This window comes from Nocardioides stalactiti (genome assembly GCF_014180715.1).
GTDB classification, from domain to species: domain Bacteria; phylum Actinomycetota; class Actinomycetes; order Propionibacteriales; family Nocardioidaceae; genus Nocardioides; species Nocardioides stalactiti.
In genome coordinates this window covers 1-14,682 of the sequence record NZ_JACEFC010000026.1, presented here as the reverse complement: position 1 = coordinate 14,682, position 14,682 = coordinate 1, and the positions used below count along the sequence as shown (strand labels likewise).

The following is a 14,682-nucleotide window of genomic DNA, read 5'->3' as shown; positions in this document are numbered from 1 at the left end:
GCACACGCTCGCGCAATCAAACGCCGTACGGCTTGGCGTCGAGGATGACGACCTCGAGCTGCTTGCCGTTGGGCGCCTCGTAGGAGACCGTCTCGCCGACCTTGTGACCGGAGATGGCCGCGCCGAGGGGTGACTGCGGCGAGTAGACGGTGAGGCCCTCGGGCTCGATCTCGCGGGCACCGAGCAGGAAGGTCTCCGCCTCGTCGTCGCTGTCGCCCTCGAACTTGTAGGTGACGACCATGCCGGGCTCGACGACGCCGTCGTCGGCGGGGGTCTCGCCGACCTCGGCCTTGCGGAGCATGTCCTCGAGCTGGCGGATGCGCGCCTCGATCCGGCCCTGCTCGTCCTTGGCCGCGTGGTAGCCGCCGTTCTCCTTCAGGTCGCCCTCGTCCCGCGCCGCACTGATCTTCGCGACGATCTCCGCGCGCTGGGGGCCCTTGAGGTCCTCGAGCTCGGCGTGGAGCTTGTCGTAGGCATCCTGGGTCAGCCAGATCGTCTGGTCGGTCTGCGTCATCGGGTACTCCTGGACGTTCGGATATGCGGAACTTCGGGTCATGGTCGTGCGGGTGGTCCGGATCGTCTCGCCCGCACGGGCGCCCCCGTCAGGCCGGTCGGGCGCCGGCTCGAGGCCGGACAGAAGAACGAGTTTACCAACTCGGTCCCGTTCGGGGGCATTTCAGCGGGGCCGGGGCTGTCCCTCGGCGGTGCAGCCGACGTTCTCCACGGCGGTCGCCCGACGTTCGGTCGCGATCTCGACGGTGTAGTCGGGACCCTCGTCAGGGTCCGGGACGAACGCCGCCAGGCCGACGATGGTCTTGTCGTGGGCGATCGCCCGCACCGTGCACCGGGCATCGACCGGGCCGTCGCCGAAGGTGATCCGGATGACCGCGGACGCCGAGTGGTCGTCGGTGATCTCGGAGGTGACCAGCTCGGAGCTCACGGGCGGGTCGGACTGCTCGATCGTGATCCAGGTCCAGAGCGCGGCGAACGCGCCGACCACGATGACCACCAGCGTGAGGAGAAGCGGCCGCCGCCAGCGCGGCGGCGCGCCGTATCGCTCGGCGAGGGAAGAGGTCGGGGCGCTCACCGGTTCATGCTCGCATGGCCCGAACTCCTACGATGACGCGCATGGCAGAGGAGACCCAGGCGGGGGGCGGGCGCGCCGGCCTTCGGCTGATGCACGTGCACGCGCACCCCGACGACGAGTCGAGCAAGGGGGCGGCGTCGACGGCCCGCTACGTCGCGGAGGGCGTCGACGTGCACGTCGTCACCTGCACGGGCGGTGAGCGCGGCTCGATCCTCAACCCCAAGATGGACCGCCCCGGCATCCTCGAGAATATCCACGAGATCCGCCGCCAGGAGATGGAGCGGGCTCGCGACATCCTCGGCGTCACCCAGGACTGGCTCGGCTTCGTCGACTCCGGCTGGCCCGACGGCGACCCCAAGCCCCCGCTGCCCGACGGCTGCTTCGGACTGGTCCCCCTCGACGAGGCCGCAGCGCCGCTGATCCGGCTGGTCCGCAGCTTCCGGCCGCAGGTGATGACGACGTACGACGAGAACGGCGGCTACCCCCACCCCGACCACATCAAGTGCCACGAGATCTCGGTCTACGCGTTCGAGAAGGCGGGCGACCCGTCGTACGCCCCGGAGCTCGGTGAGGCGTGGCAGGTCAGCAAGCTGTACTACCACCACACCTTCAGCTACGCCCGGATCAAGGCGCTCCACGACGCCATGCTCGAGCACGACCTCGAGTCACCGTGGACCGAGCGGCTCGAGAACTGGAGCCGCGACCCGGAGTGGGAGAAGCGGGTGACCACGCGGGTCCCGTGCGCGGAGTACTTCGGGGTGCGTGACCAGGCGCTGCTCGCGCACGCGACGCAGATCGACCCCGACGGCTTCTGGTTCGCCATCCCGCGCGAGCTCCAGCAGAAGGTGTGGCCGACCGAGGACTACGAGCTGGTGACCAGCCACGTCGCAAGCGAGCTGCCGGAGGACGACCTCTTCGCGGGCGTCGTGACGTGAGTGGGAAGATGGGCCCATGCTCGCCGACCTGACCCTGGCCGTCCTCGCCGCACCGGAGGACGAGGACGTCGTCGCCGGCCCGATCGGCTTCATCATCTTCATCGCCCTCATCCTCGCTGTGGCGATCCTCGGGTGGAGCCTCACCAAGCACCTGAAGAAGACCGGCGCCAACGCCGAGGCCGGTGTCTTCGGCGACCCGGAGCCGGCTGACACGACCGCCGAGAGCGCTGCCGACGGCGGCGCCGGGGGAGCGAGCTCCGACTGATGGTCGGGATGGACCAGCTGCTCGGCTTCGGCGTCGCGGCGCTGGTCCTCATCGTCATCCCCGGCCCGAGCGTCGTCTTCGTCGTCGGTCGCGCCGTGTCCTACGGCCAGAGGGTCGCCCTCGCCAGCGTGCTCGGCAACACCCTCGGCCTCTTCGTGGTGATGACGCTGGTGGCGGTCGGGCTCGGCGCGCTCGTCGCCGAGTCGATCGTCGTCTTCACGGTCATCAAGCTGCTGGGCGCGGCCTACCTGGTGTGGCTCGGCGTCCAGGCGCTGCGGCACCGCGACGCCCTGCGGGTCGACACATCGACCCCGCGGACGCCGTTGACGCGCGCCGCCGCGATCCGTCAGGGCCTCGTCGTCGGCGTGAGCAACCCCAAGGGCTTCCTCATCTTCGCCGCGCTGCTGCCGCCCTTCGTCGACCCCGACCGGAGCTCGGTCCCGGTCCAGATGTTCGTGCTCGGAACCCTGGCCGTCGTCCTCGGCCTCGTGTGCGACACGGTGTGGGCGCTCGCCGCCGGGCGCGCTCGGGACTGGTTCGCCAGCTCACCGCGGCGCGGCCGCGCGCTCGGCACCGTCGGCGGTACGTCGATGATCGGGCTCGGCGTCGGGATGGCCCTCACCGGTCACGAGACCAGGTAGCCGCTCACCAGAGCGACGGTCTCGTCGAGCAGCTGGTCGCGGCTGACCGCGGCCGGCTGGTCGAGGACCCAGCGGACGGCCAGGTTCTCGATCGCCAGCACCATCACCCAGGCCGCGGCTGCCGGTGGTCGGCGGTGCAGGTCGGGGCGGGCAGCCAGATATGCGGTGCTGACCTCGCGGACCTGGCGCTCGAGCGCGGTGAGCCGCGCCCTCGACCGCGCCAGGGGGAGCTCCTCGGCCACGACCCGCAGGAGCGCACGGTCGGCCTCGAGGACGGCGACGAGGGCGTCGGCGACGTCCCGGACCAGGTCCGGGCCGAGCGCCGTGATCCGGTCGGACATCGCCGAGGTCACCTGCTCGGCCGACTCGGCGACGTACCTGTCGACGACCTCGTCCAGGATCGCGGCCTTGTTCGGGAAGTACTGGTAGAGCGAGCCGGGGCTGATCCCGGCCGCGGTCGCGACGTGGTTGGTGGAGAACCCGTCGTAGCCCCGCTCGACGAGGACCTCGCGGCCTGCGGCCACGATCCGCTCGACCATCTGACGGGAGCGTTCCTGCCGGGGCTGCTTGCGCATGATGCGAATTGTATGCGAGCAAATACTCGCGTCACAATGAGGCATGACAGCACAACGGGTCGAGGACCCTCCGCGGGGTGCCTTCCCGCAGCGCTACCGCGAGGCGGAGGCGCGCGGCGTGCGGCTGGGCGCGCCGCTGCGGTTGATGGGGCGCGTCAAGCGGGTCGACGAGGACCTGATGGCGCGGATCGGGCAGGCGTTCGGCGAGCGCGACGAGCCCGGTGCGGCCCTCGCCCACGCGATCCGGATGCGAGCAGGGCAGCCGGGACGGGTCTCGATGCAGCAGCTCAGGTCCGCGCTCGAGGGCGGGCTGGACGCCGTACCGGACCCGCCGGAGGCGCTGAGCTCGTTCTTCGCCGAGGTCTCGGCGACCCCGGACTGGGTCGACTGGGACCTGGTGGCCGAGGGGGCCCTGGCGACACGGCGTCTGGGGATGAACGCCGCCGACGTCCTCACCCAGCTCTCGCTCATCGGCGGCTACCGCTTCGGCGGGCCGCCCGACCTGCTCCTCGCCACGGGCGGCCTGGTCGGTGACAGCACCCGGCGTCGCCTCGGCGAGACCCAGACGTGGGTCGTGGCCCTCACCCGGCCCGACGCGCTGCGGCCGCCCGTCGACGGCGGTCCGGGCGGCGAGGCGTGGCGGCTGACCGTCCACGTGCGGGCCATGCACGCGCTCGTCAACGCGGCGTTCGAGGACACCTGGGACTCCGAGCGATGGGGCCTCCCGATCAACCAGGCCGACCAGGCGTCGACCCTGATGCTCTTCGACGGCGTGCTCCTCCTCGGCTCGCGCGGCCTCGGCGTGCGGGTGACGCGGCGGGAGTCGCGGGCCGTCCTGCACCTGTGGAAGTACGTCGGGTGGCTGATGGGCGTGGACGAGGAGTTCCTCGTCGACACCGAGGGGGAGCGGCACCGGCAGGCCTACCACGTGCTGCTGGCCCAGGCGGACATCTCCGAAGCCGGTCCCCAGCTCGCGCAGGCGATCGTCGCCGCGCAGCGGGAGCGCCACTATCCCGGCTGGCCGCGGGCCCTGCAGGGGCTGCGGGCGTCGTACGAGAGGGAGCGCCTGCTCAGCATGCTGACGACGTTCCTCGGGCCGTTGAGCATGCGCGACCTCGGGCTGCCGCTCCGCCCGCCCTGGGCGCACGTCTACCTGGTCGTGCTCAACACCGTCCGCTACCGCGTCCTCGGTCGTACGGCGTGGGGCCGGCGCCGTCTCCTCGCCTGGGGCGACCGGGTGTCCCAGCGCCTCCTCGACTCCTACTTCCTCGACGAGCCGCAGGCCGTCGGCGACCTCAAGCCCTGACGAACCCGCACACTTCGGTCGCCGAACTTGCACGCTTTGGCCCTCGAACCCGCACACTTCGGTCGCCGGACTTGCACGCTTTGGCCCTCGAACCCGCCGGGTTCCTCGACCGAACGCTGCGGGTTCGCCGACCGAACGCTGCGGGTTCGTCGACCGAACCCTGCGGGTTCGTCGGGGGTGTCGGTGAGGTGTGGCAGATTTCGGGACGTGGCTGATCGTCCCGAGGTGCCCCTGGCGTGGGTCGACCGACTTCGCTCGGTGATGGAGGTCTTCCCGGAGTGCAACGAGGAGACCGCGTGGGTCGGCGTCCGCTGGCGGGTGGGCCAGGCGACGGTGTGCCACCTGTTCGGCGGGGAGGACCAGCTCTACCGGATCACCTTCCGGGCCGAGCCCGACGAGGTGATGGCGTTCCAGCACCTCGGAGCGCCGTACTTCAAGAGCGAGTGGGGCGGCAACGTCGTCGGGATGCTGGTGGACGACGACACCGACTGGGGTGAGCTGGCCGAGCTGCTCACCGACTCGTTCTGCCTCCAGGCGCCGCAGCGCCTCGCCGAGACGGTCGAGCGTCCCTCGGCCTAGGAGTAGGTGTAGAAGCCGCGGCCGGTCTTGCGGCCGAGCAGGCCGGCGGAGACCATCCGCTGCAGCAGTGGCGGGGGAGCGTAGAGCGGCTCCTTGAACTCCTCGTAGAGGGACTCGGCGACCGCCTTGGTCGTGTCGAGCCCGATCAGGTCGGCCAGCGCGAGCGGGCCCTGCGGGTGGGCCGCCCCGAGGACCAGTCCGTGGTCGATGTCCTCGGCGGTCGCGAAGCCCGACTCCATCATCCGGATCGCCGACAGGATGAACGGGATCAGCAGCGCGTTGACCACGAAGCCGGCCCGGTCCTGGCAGAGGATCGCCTGCTTGCCCAGGCCCTCCTCGACGAAGGCCCGCGAACGGGCGGTCGTCTCGTCCGACGTCAGCAGGCTCGGCACCAGCTCGACCAGCTTGAGCACCGGGACCGGGTTGAAGAAGTGGATGCCGAGCACCTGCTGCGGCCGCTGGGTCGCGACCGCCAGCTTCATGATCGGGATCGAGGAGGTGTTGGAGGCCAGGATCGCGCCGGGCTGGACGATCTTGTCGAGCCGGGCGAAGAGGTCGACCTTCGCGTCCTCCGCCTCGACGATCGCCTCGATGACGAGGTCGCGGTCGGCGACCTCCTCGAGGTCGGCGACGAACCGGATCCGAGCCAGCACGGCCTCGGGGTCGTCGAGCTTGCCGCGCTCGGCCGCTCGTCGCAGCGACTTCTCGATCCGGGCCCGCGCGGCCTCCGCGGCCGGTTCGTTGGCCTCCGCGACCACGACGTCGCGGCCCGCGCGGGCGCAGACCTCGGCGATGCCCGCCCCCATCAGGCCGCCGCCCACCACTCCGATGCGCTCCATGTCAGCTCCCTCTCGTGCTCGGGCCGCGTCCCGTTGATTGTGCGGGGTAGTGGCCTGTGTCACAGTATTACCTAACGAACGGTCAGTAAATCGAAGGAGATCCTCTCGTGACGGCGGTCGAGGCGGACCTCGCGGCAGGCTTCGCGGCGACCATCGCCGCGGGCGACCGGATCGAGCCGCGCGACTGGATGCCCGAGGGCTACCGGCGCACCGTGGTGCGGCAGGTCGCCCAGCACGCGCACTCCGAGATCATCGGGATGCAGCCCGAGGGCGCCTGGATCACCCGGGCCCCGTCGCTGCGTCGCAAGGCGATCCTGCTGGCGAAGGTGCAGGACGAGGCCGGGCACGGGCTCTACCTCTACTCGGCGTGCGAGACGCTCGGGGTGTCGCGGCAGGACCTCACCGAGCAGCTCATCAGCGGCGCCCAGAAGTACTCCTCGATCTTCAACTACCCGACGCTGTCGTACGCCGACGTCGGCACCATCGGCTGGCTCGTCGACGGAGCCGCGATCTGCAACCAGGTGCCGCTCTGCCGGACCTCCTACGGCCCCTACGGCCGGGCGATGATCCGGATCTGCAAGGAGGAGTCCTTCCACCAGCGTCAGGGCTTCGAGCTGCTCGCGACGATGATGCGCGGCACCGACGAGCAGCGGGCGATGGTGCAGGAGTCGGTCGACCGGTTCTGGAGGCCGGCACTGATGATGTTCGGCCCCCCGGACGCCGACTCGCCCAACACCCAGCAGTCGATGGAGTGGGGCATCAAGCGCCACACCAACGACGAGCTCCGCGCCCGCTTCATCGAGATGACCGCACCCCAGGCGGCGGCGCTCGGGGTGACGCTGCCCGGCAACGACCTCGACTGGGACGAGTTCTGGCGGGTGGTCAAGGGCGGCGGTCCGTGTGCGACCGAGCGGATCGCCCACCGCAAGCAGGCCCACGACGACGGGGCGTGGGTCCGCGAGGCGGCGACCGCCTTCGCTGCCCGTGAGCCTCGGGAACCCCAGGAACCACGAGGAGCAGCCCGATGACCCGCAGTGAGTGGCCCCTCTACGAGGTCTTCGTCCGCAGCAAGCGGGGACTCAACCACGTCCACGTCGGCTCGCTGCACGCGCCCGACGACGCCCTGGCCCTGCGGCACGCCCGCGACGTCTACACCCGTCGCAGCGAGGGCGTGAGCATCTGGGTGGTCCGCTCCGACGCGATCACCGCGTCCAGCCCCGACGAGAAGGACCCGCTCTTCGCGCCGAGCGGCGACAAGGTCTATCGGCACCCGACCTTCTACGACATCCCCGACGACGTTCCCCACATGTGACGGAGGGGTGAGGGCGACTGATGGACGACAACGCGTACGCCGGCCTGCTCGTCGACGACGCCCACTGGGCGTTCGGCGAGGCGGCCCACGACGACCCGCTCGCGGGGATGGACCTCACCGTCCCGGACGGGATCGATCCCGTCGAGCTGGCGTCGTACTGCCTGGTGCTGGGGGACGACGCGCTCGTCCTGGGGCACCGGCTCTCGGAGTGGTGCAGCCGGGCGCCCGACCTGGAGGAGGACGTGGCGCTGGCCAACATCGCGCTCGACCTCGTCGGCCAGGCGCGGCTCCTCCTCGCCCGGGCCGCGGCCGCCGACCCGGCACTGGTGCCCGACCTCCCGGAGGGGTCGCCGGTGCCGGCCGAGGATGCGCTGGCGTTCTTCCGTGACGCCGGCGACTTCCGCAACGCGACGCTGGTCGAGCTGCCCAACGGGGACTTCGCCGAGACCGTCTGCCGGGTGCTCGTCTTCGCCACCCACCGGCTCGCCCTGTTCGAGCGGCTGTCGGACCACCCGGATCGTGCGCTGCGCGGGATCGCTGCGCGCGGGGTCAAGGAGCTGACCTACCACCGGGACTTCGCCGGGCGCTGGTTCGTCGTCCTGGCCGGGGGCACCGAGGAGTCCCGCCGGCGGCTGGAGGCCGGGCTCGCCACCGTGTGGGCGCACCGCCGCGAGCTGGGGGAGGACCCGCAGGCCGAGGAGGTGCTCGGGCGCGTGCTCGATGCCGCTGGCGTGACCGCCCCCGACGTCCGGCCGCCCGCCATCCTCGGCGGCCACACGCCGCACCTCACGGACCTGCTCGCCGAGATGCAGAGCGTCGCTCGTGCCCATCCCCGGGGGCGGTGGTGAGGGCGGCCGCGGAGGTCGCGGCGACGGTCGTCGACCCCGAGATGCCGATGCTCACCCTCGCCGACCTCGGCGTGCTCCGGTCGGTCGACGTCGGCGACAGCGGCGAGGTGGTCGTCACCATCACGCCGACCTACTCCGGTTGCCCCGCGACCGCGGAGATGCGTGCCGACCTGGTGCGGCGGCTCCGCGCCGAGGGGTACGACGACGTCAGCGTGCGGATCGCGCTCGAACCGGCGTGGACGACGGACTGGATCACCGAGCAGGGCCGCGCCGCGCTCGTCGAGGCCGGGGTGTCGCCGCCCGGACCCGCGCCGCGGAGGAGCGGTCCGATGCCGCTGCGCCTCGGCCCGCCGCGTCGCAGCCTGACCTGCCCCCGCTGCGGCGGCCCCGAGGTCGACCTGACCTCCGAGTTCGGCCCCACCGCCTGCACCGCGCTCTATCGCTGCGCGGCCTGCGGCGAGCCGTTCGAGCACGTCAAGGAGATCTGAGTGACGGCCGTTCCTGTGGCGCCGCCCCGCACGACGTTCCACCCGCTGACCGTGGCGCGGGTCGACCGGCTGACCGACGACGCCGCCGCGGTGACGTTCGTCGTACCGCCCGACCTGGAGGGCGCGTTCGCGTTCGTGCCCGGTCAGGCGGTGCTGGTGCGACGGGTCGTCGACGGCGTCGAGCACCGTCGCCACTACTCGATCTGCGCGGCTGCCGGAGCACCGCTCCGCATCGGGGTGCGCGAGGTCCCCGACGGCCTCTTCTCCCGGTGGCTGGTCCGCGACCTGCGTCCCGGCGACCTGGTCGAGGTCGCCCCACCGACGGGCAGCTTCCGCGCCGATCCCGAGGCGGGTGAGCGCCATCTCTGCATCGCCGCCGGCTCGGGGATCACCCCGATGCTGTCGATCGCCACCTCCGTGCTGCGGCACCCGGCGAGCCGGGTCAGCCTGGTCTACGGCAACCGGACGACGACGTCGGTGATGTTCGCCGAGGACCTCGCCGACCTCAAGGACGTGCACCCGGCCCGGTTGGAGCTCGTCCACGTGCTCTCCCGCGAGCCGCGCGACGTCGACCTGTTCACCGGCCGCCTCGACGCGGAGCGGCTGCGGGCGCTGCTCACCAGCATCGTCCCGGTCGACGTCGACCACGTGTGGCTGTGCGGGCCGTTCGGGATGCTGGCCGACGCGCGGGCGGTCCTCGCCGACCTCGGCGTGCCGGGGGACCGGGTCCACGTCGAGCACTTCTACGTCGACGAGCCCCCGCCTCCGCTGCGGCATGCCGACCGGGTCGTCGAGGGGGTGACCAGTGCGGTGGACGTCCTCCTCGACGGACGGCGTACGACGACGCACGTGCCGCGCGACCGCCGGATCCTCGACGCCGTTCAGGAGACCCGCAGCGACCTGCCGTTCGCGTGCAAGGGCGGGGTGTGCGGCACCTGCCGGGCGAGGGTCGTCGACGGGGAGGTCGAGATGGTGCGCAACTACGCCCTCGAACCGGGCGAGGTCGCCCAGGGGTTCGTCCTGACCTGCCAGACGGTGCCCGTCAGTGATCGGGTGACGGTCGACTTCGATGTCTGAGGCCGGGTCCGCCCGCTCCCGCCTGCTGCGCGGGCGCATTCGGGCGCGATGGCGGCGTTGCGGCCGCTCGATGGACGAGCAAGTACGACGTCGCGACCGCGCCTTGCCCTCACACCCGCTTGTGCCCGCTCGCGACGGCGGGAGCCGGCGGACCCGGCCTCATGAGAAGCCCGTCGAACGCCAGCGCTGTCACCGCGTCGGCGAGGTGCTCGGCGCTCTCGTCGTGGCCGGGCCGGACCCACTCGACGAGCGAGTTGACCATCCCGAACAGCAGCCGGCTGAGCACGTCGGGCTCGATGTCGGCGCGCAGGTCGCCGTCGGCGACCGCGGCCCGGACCATCGCCGCCAGCCGGTCGTCGAGCCCGCGGCGGCGAGCAAGGGCCTCCTGCTCGGCGGCACTGTTGCCGTGGACCCGCAGCAGCAGGGTGACGGCCGGCAGGTGCTCGACCAGGATCACGACACTGCTCCGGACCGTGGTCCGCAGCCGCTCGACCGCGCTCAGGTCGGCCGCCTCGATCCGGTCGATCGCGGCCGTCAGAGCGCCGAGGGCCTCGTCGAGGGCCTGCTGGAGCAGGTGCTCCTTGCTCGGGACGTGGTGATAGATCGCCGACTTGGACAGCCCCAGGTCGTTCGCCAGGTCACCCACGCTGGTGCCGTCGTACCCACGCTGGTTGAAGAGCTCGATCGCCCGGCGCAGCACCGTCGCCTGGTCGTAGCCCGGCCGCCCGCGTCGCGCCGGCGCCGTCCGCTCCTCGTCCACCCGCCCAGATTCCCACCCTCCTGGAGGCAGCCATGACCGACGCACCGGTGACCGTCGAACGATCGGACGCGGTGGCGACCGTGACCCTGAACCGGCCCGACCGCCACAACGCGCTGACCGTGGAGGTCAAGGAGGCGCTGGTCGCCGCCCTCGGCGAGGTGGGGGCGGATCCCGACGTGCGGGCCGTCGTCCTCACCGGGGCGGGCCGGTCGTTCTGCGTCGGCCAGGACCTCGGGGAGCACGCGGCCGCGCTGGAGGCCGACGCCGAGACCGCCTTCGAGACGGTCGCGCTGCACTACGCGCCGATCGTGCTCGGCCTCGCGACGATGCCCAAGCCGGTCGTGGCGGCGGTCAACGGCACCTGCGTGGGGGCAGGGCTCGGCTTTGCGCTGGCCTGCGACCTCAGGGTCTTCGCGGCCGGCGCCACGCTCGGCACGGCGTTCTCCGCGATCGGGCTCACCTGCGACTCGGGACTGGCGGCGACGCTGCCGCGCGCGGTCGGCGACGCGCGGGCGCGCGAGTTGGTCCTGCTCGGCCGCAGCTTCACGCCCGAGGAGGCGGTCGGCTGGGGCATCGCCGGTGAGGTCGTGCCGAGCGAGGACGTGCGGGCGAGCGCCCTCGCCCTTGCGCAGCGTCTCGCCGCCGGGCCGACGCTGGCCTACGCGGAGTCCAAGCGGCTCCTCGCCGTCGGCCTGGACCGCACCCTGGAGGAGACCCTGCTCGAGGAGGCCGTCGGCCAGGCCCGGGTCGGCCGTAGCCAGGACCACGGCGGCGCCGTGGCGGCGTTCCTCGCCCGCGAGAAGCCGGAGTTCCGCGGCCGCTGACCTGCGGTCTGCCATGCTGCGGGCGATCGGTTTCGCGGCGTGAGGGGGGCACTGTGCTCGAGGTGAGCGACCAGCTGGAGAGCTGGCCGTCGGTGACCGACGGCTCGATCGAGGTGGGTGGTCGGCGGGTGCGGGTGCTGCGCGCCGCGAGCCGTCGTACGACGGGGGAGGTGCCGCAGCTGCTCGTCCACGGGCTCGCGGGCTCCTCGGTCACCTGGGTCGAGGTCATCGCGGGCCTGGCCGCCCACGGCCCCGTGGTGGCGGTGGACCTTCCGGGCTTCGGCCGCACGCCCAACACCGACGACGACCCGCTCACCATCGACGGCTACGTCGCGTTCGTCGTCGAGGTCGCCGACACGCTCGGGTGGGACACCTTCGCCCTCCACGGGAACTCCATGGGCGGCCTTATCGGGACGCTCGTCGCGGCCGCCCACCCGGACCGCGTCGACCAGCTCGTGCTGGTGTCGCCGGCGCTGCCCCCACGCTCGCCGGTCGGCTTCCTCGCCCCGAGCCGCGCGACGATCGGCACGATGTCGCCGATCGCCCTGTCGTCGGTCACCGCGCTCTCGTTGGGGGCGGTCGGGCTGGCCGGCCCCGACCTGGCACGGCGGCGACGCCGCTCGATGCTCAAGCTCATCTACGGCGACCCCGAGGGCGTCGACCGGGCGATGCTCGACCTGCTGGCGGCCGACTTCGGCCGGGAGGTCGAGGGGGTCGACCGGCGGCGTGCCCTGCTGTCGGCGACCCGTTCCATCGCGGGGCTGTGGGTCGACCCGCGTCGGGTCTGGGCGGCGGTGCGTGCCGTCGACGCCCCGACGCTGATGCTCGGCGGCAGCCAGGACGCGCTCGTGCCTGCTCGCGTCCTTCGCTCGGTGCTCGCGGCGCGCCCGGACTGGGAGGGCCACGTCCTCGACGACCGCCGGCACGCGCTGATGATGGAGGACCCTGAGTCCTACCTCCGCCTGTACGACGCCTGGAGCTCACGCACCGGCTGAGGGCCTCGCCGGGTCGCTCAAGTTGCGCCTGCCCGCGCCGATCCTGAGGGGTACGACGCGAACCTGGGGGGAGGCGGCCATGGCGACACCACACGTCACCGACACCTCGGTCTCGGACGCCCTCGGCTGGGTCCCCGACCGGCTCGAGCAGCTGGGCGACGCCGTCCGCGACGCCGCGTCGGACCTGGTCGCCGATGTCGTCGCCGTGCTGCGGCCGCGGACCCGGGGCTGGGTCCACGCGGGCCTGACGCCGCTGGTGGTCGTCATCGGGGTCCTCCTGGTGTCGGCCGCCGAGGCTGGCGTCGAGCGGTTGGCCACGGCTGTCTTCGCGGTCTCCTCGCTGCTGCTCTTCGCGGTCTCCGCGCTCTACAACCTGCACCCGTGGGCGGGCGCGGCCGGGGTCTGGCTGCAGCGCTTCGACCACGCGAACATCTACGTCCTCATCGCCGGCTCCTACACGCCGTTCGCCGTGCTGCTCCTCTCGGGTGGCGCCGCCGTGACGATGCTGGTGCTGGCGTGGGCAGGCGCTTTCGTCGGGGCGACCTTCCGGATCGGGTTCCCGCACGCGCCGCGCTGGGCGAGCACGGGGTCCTACCTCGCGCTCGGATGGGTGGCGATCGGCTTCGCGCCCCAGCTCATCGGTGCGGGGGCGCCGCTCGCGCTGGCGCTGCTGGCTCTCGGCGGCCTCCTGTACTCGGCCGGCGCCGTCGTCTACGCCCGCAAGGCCCCCGACCCGTGGCCGACCTGGTTCGGGTTCCACGAGATCTTCCACTGCTTCACGGCGGCGGGGTTCGCCGCCCACTGCGCGGGCGTGTTCGTCCTCCACGCCGGCTGAGAGCTCGGGCCTAGAACTTGTTCTAGTATCGCCTCGTGCGAGCGGACTACGTCGTCGTCGGTGCAGGCAGTGCGGGGTGCGCGGTGGCGCGCCGGCTCGCCGAGAGCGGGGCCAGCGTCATCGTCCTCGAGGCGGGTGGGCCCGAGACCAGCCGGGCGGTCCGCAGCCTCATCGAGATCCCCGGCGCGGTCGCGGTGCTGCTCGCCTCGCCGCAGCTCAAGAAGCTCGTCGACTGGGGCTACAAGTCCGTCCCCCAGGCCAGCGCGCTCGACCGGGTGATCCCGATGACCCGCGGCAAGGTCGTCGGCGGGTCCAGCTCGATCAACGGCATGCTCTTCGTCCGCGGCAACCGCAAGAACTTCGACGACTGGGCGGCCGACGGTGCCGACGGCTGGTCCTACGACGACGTGCTCCCGTCGTTCCGACGGATGGAGGACTGGGAGGGCGGGGCGAGCGACGTCCGCGGTGCCGGCGGCCCGATCAAGGTACGACGCCAGCGCGACCTCACGGGCGCGACCGAGGCCTACCTGGAGAAGGTGCCGGACCGCCTCGGCATCCCGGTGATCGACGACTACAACGGGGCGGACCAGGAGGGCGTCGGGATCATCCAGATCAGCGCCGACCAGGGAGCCCGGTCCTCGGCGGCCCGCGCCTACCTGCGCACCGACCCGCTGGACAACCTGGTCGTCCTCACGAAGGCGCGGGCGACCCGGGTGGTCGTCGACAACGGCCGCGCGACCGCTGTCGAGGTGGTCGGCGCCGATGGTGAGGTGCAGACCATCCACGCCGACCGCGAGGTGGTGCTGTCCGCCGGCGCCTTCGACTCCCCGAAGCTGCTCATGCTCTCCGGCATCGGACCGGCCGCCCACCTGCGTGAGCACGGGATCGAGGTCCGCTCCGACCTCCCGGTGGGGGAGAACCTGCACGACCACCTGTTCGTGCCGATCTCGTTCCGCATGGACTCGGCGCTCCGGAGGGCGACGCCGTCGTACTTCCTGCGGGGGCTCGCGCAGGCCCGGTTCCGTCGTACCGGATGGGCGAGCGGGTCGCAGTTCGAGACCACCGGCTTCGTGCGCTCCTCGCGGGCGGGTGCGATCCCGGACCTCCAGATCCTCCAGCTCTACTGGATCTATCCGTTCCCCAACCAGGACGGTGCCAAGGCGGTCCGGCCGCCGACGACCAAGCCGGGTGTGAGCGTCTTCCCGACGCTCATCTATCCCGAGAGCCGCGGCACCGTGCGGCTCGCCTCGGCCGACCCGACGGCGGCCCCGCTCATCGATCCCGCGTACCTGCGGGCGGCCGCCGACACCGAGGTG

Annotated in this window: 19 protein-coding genes; 14 read left to right on the top strand and 5 right to left on the bottom strand. The window is 72.3% G+C overall.

What is annotated here, in order from left to right:
• Positions 1-16 precede the first annotated feature (16 nt).
• Positions 17-514, bottom strand: coding sequence for a transcription elongation factor GreA (greA, locus tag H0487_RS07515; protein ID WP_183093613.1), 498 nt, complete (start codon positions 512-514; stop codon positions 17-19).
• Between the two features lie 162 nt (positions 515-676).
• Positions 677-1,087, bottom strand: coding sequence for a DUF4307 domain-containing protein (locus tag H0487_RS07510; protein WP_183093612.1), 411 nt, complete (start codon positions 1,085-1,087; stop codon positions 677-679).
• Positions 1,088-1,119: 32 nt separating this feature from the next.
• Between H0487_RS07510 and mca the strand changes: the two genes are divergently transcribed.
• Genes mca through H0487_RS07495 form a run of 3 tightly spaced genes read left to right on the top strand, consistent with a single transcriptional unit; the run spans position 1,120 to position 2,928 of the window.
• Positions 1,120-2,022 (top strand): mycothiol conjugate amidase Mca, encoded by a 903-nt coding sequence (gene mca, locus H0487_RS07505; RefSeq protein WP_376766669.1) that lies wholly within the window; start codon positions 1,120-1,122, stop codon positions 2,020-2,022.
• 16 nt (positions 2,023-2,038) lie between these two features.
• The gene (locus H0487_RS07500; RefSeq protein WP_183093610.1) at positions 2,039-2,287 is read left to right on the top strand and encodes a hypothetical protein; all 249 of its coding nucleotides are present in this window, start codon (positions 2,039-2,041) and stop codon (positions 2,285-2,287) included.
• 8 nt (positions 2,288-2,295) lie between these two features.
• Positions 2,296-2,928 (top strand): LysE family translocator, encoded by a 633-nt coding sequence (locus H0487_RS07495; RefSeq protein WP_246383105.1) that lies wholly within the window; start codon positions 2,296-2,298, stop codon positions 2,926-2,928.
• Here H0487_RS07495 and H0487_RS07490 read toward each other — a convergent pair.
• Positions 2,913-3,503, bottom strand: coding sequence for a TetR/AcrR family transcriptional regulator (locus H0487_RS07490; RefSeq protein ID WP_220793175.1), 591 nt, complete (start codon positions 3,501-3,503; stop codon positions 2,913-2,915). The two genes, H0487_RS07495 and H0487_RS07490, sit on opposite strands and share 16 nt — an antisense overlap.
• A gap of 43 nt (positions 3,504-3,546) precedes the next feature.
• Here H0487_RS07490 and H0487_RS07485 point away from each other — a divergent pair, with 43 nt between their 5' ends.
• Positions 3,547-4,809, top strand: a complete 1,263-nt coding sequence (locus tag H0487_RS07485) for an oxygenase MpaB family protein (RefSeq protein WP_183093608.1) — start codon at positions 3,547-3,549, stop codon at positions 4,807-4,809.
• Between the two features lie 207 nt (positions 4,810-5,016).
• The gene (locus H0487_RS07480; RefSeq protein WP_183093607.1) at positions 5,017-5,388 is read left to right on the top strand and encodes an MmcQ/YjbR family DNA-binding protein; all 372 of its coding nucleotides are present in this window, start codon (positions 5,017-5,019) and stop codon (positions 5,386-5,388) included.
• Here H0487_RS07480 and H0487_RS07475 read toward each other — a convergent pair.
• Positions 5,385-6,227, bottom strand: a complete 843-nt coding sequence (locus H0487_RS07475) for a 3-hydroxybutyryl-CoA dehydrogenase (RefSeq protein WP_183093606.1) — start codon at positions 6,225-6,227, stop codon at positions 5,385-5,387. The two genes, H0487_RS07480 and H0487_RS07475, sit on opposite strands and share 4 nt — an antisense overlap.
• 107 nt (positions 6,228-6,334) lie before the next feature.
• On the opposite strand from H0487_RS07475, the gene paaA reads away from it, so the two are divergent.
• From paaA to paaE, 5 genes are read left to right on the top strand one after another with little or no spacing between them, the layout of a single operon-like run.
• Positions 6,335-7,255: a 1,2-phenylacetyl-CoA epoxidase subunit PaaA gene (gene paaA, locus H0487_RS07470; protein ID WP_183093605.1), complete on the top strand. Its 921-nt coding sequence runs from the start codon at positions 6,335-6,337 to the stop codon at positions 7,253-7,255.
• Positions 7,252-7,539: a 1,2-phenylacetyl-CoA epoxidase subunit PaaB gene (gene paaB, locus H0487_RS07465; protein WP_183093604.1), complete on the top strand. Its 288-nt coding sequence runs from the start codon at positions 7,252-7,254 to the stop codon at positions 7,537-7,539. The genes paaA and paaB overlap by 4 nt, the downstream gene beginning before the upstream one ends.
• 20 nt (positions 7,540-7,559) lie before the next feature.
• Entirely contained in the window at positions 7,560-8,387 is an 828-nt protein-coding gene (gene paaC / locus H0487_RS07460) for a 1,2-phenylacetyl-CoA epoxidase subunit PaaC (RefSeq protein WP_220793174.1), read from the top strand.
• Positions 8,384-8,875, top strand: a complete 492-nt coding sequence (gene paaD / locus H0487_RS07455) for a 1,2-phenylacetyl-CoA epoxidase subunit PaaD (RefSeq protein WP_312855854.1) — start codon at positions 8,384-8,386, stop codon at positions 8,873-8,875. Before paaC ends, paaD begins: the two co-directional genes overlap by 4 nt.
• Positions 8,876-9,952: a 1,2-phenylacetyl-CoA epoxidase subunit PaaE gene (gene paaE, locus H0487_RS07450; protein ID WP_183093603.1), complete on the top strand. Its 1,077-nt coding sequence runs from the start codon at positions 8,876-8,878 to the stop codon at positions 9,950-9,952. It begins immediately after the preceding gene.
• A gap of 109 nt (positions 9,953-10,061) precedes the next feature.
• Here paaE and H0487_RS07445 read toward each other — a convergent pair whose 3' ends face one another.
• Positions 10,062-10,712, bottom strand: coding sequence for a TetR/AcrR family transcriptional regulator (locus tag H0487_RS07445; protein ID WP_183093602.1), 651 nt, complete (start codon positions 10,710-10,712; stop codon positions 10,062-10,064).
• Between the two features lie 32 nt (positions 10,713-10,744).
• Here H0487_RS07445 and H0487_RS07440 point away from each other — a divergent pair, with 32 nt between their 5' ends.
• The 4 genes from H0487_RS07440 to H0487_RS07425 form a co-directional block, all read left to right on the top strand.
• Entirely contained in the window at positions 10,745-11,536 is a 792-nt protein-coding gene (locus tag H0487_RS07440) for an enoyl-CoA hydratase/isomerase family protein (RefSeq protein ID WP_183093601.1), read from the top strand.
• A gap of 62 nt (positions 11,537-11,598) precedes the next feature.
• Positions 11,599-12,531 (top strand): alpha/beta fold hydrolase, encoded by a 933-nt coding sequence (locus H0487_RS07435; RefSeq protein ID WP_183093600.1) that lies wholly within the window; start codon positions 11,599-11,601, stop codon positions 12,529-12,531.
• Between the two features lie 79 nt (positions 12,532-12,610).
• Positions 12,611-13,366, top strand: coding sequence for a PAQR family membrane homeostasis protein TrhA (trhA, locus tag H0487_RS07430; RefSeq protein ID WP_183093599.1), 756 nt, complete (start codon positions 12,611-12,613; stop codon positions 13,364-13,366).
• 35 nt (positions 13,367-13,401) lie between these two features.
• Positions 13,402-14,682: GMC family oxidoreductase (locus H0487_RS07425; protein WP_183093598.1), on the top strand; the 1,281-nt coding region annotated here is incomplete at its 3' end.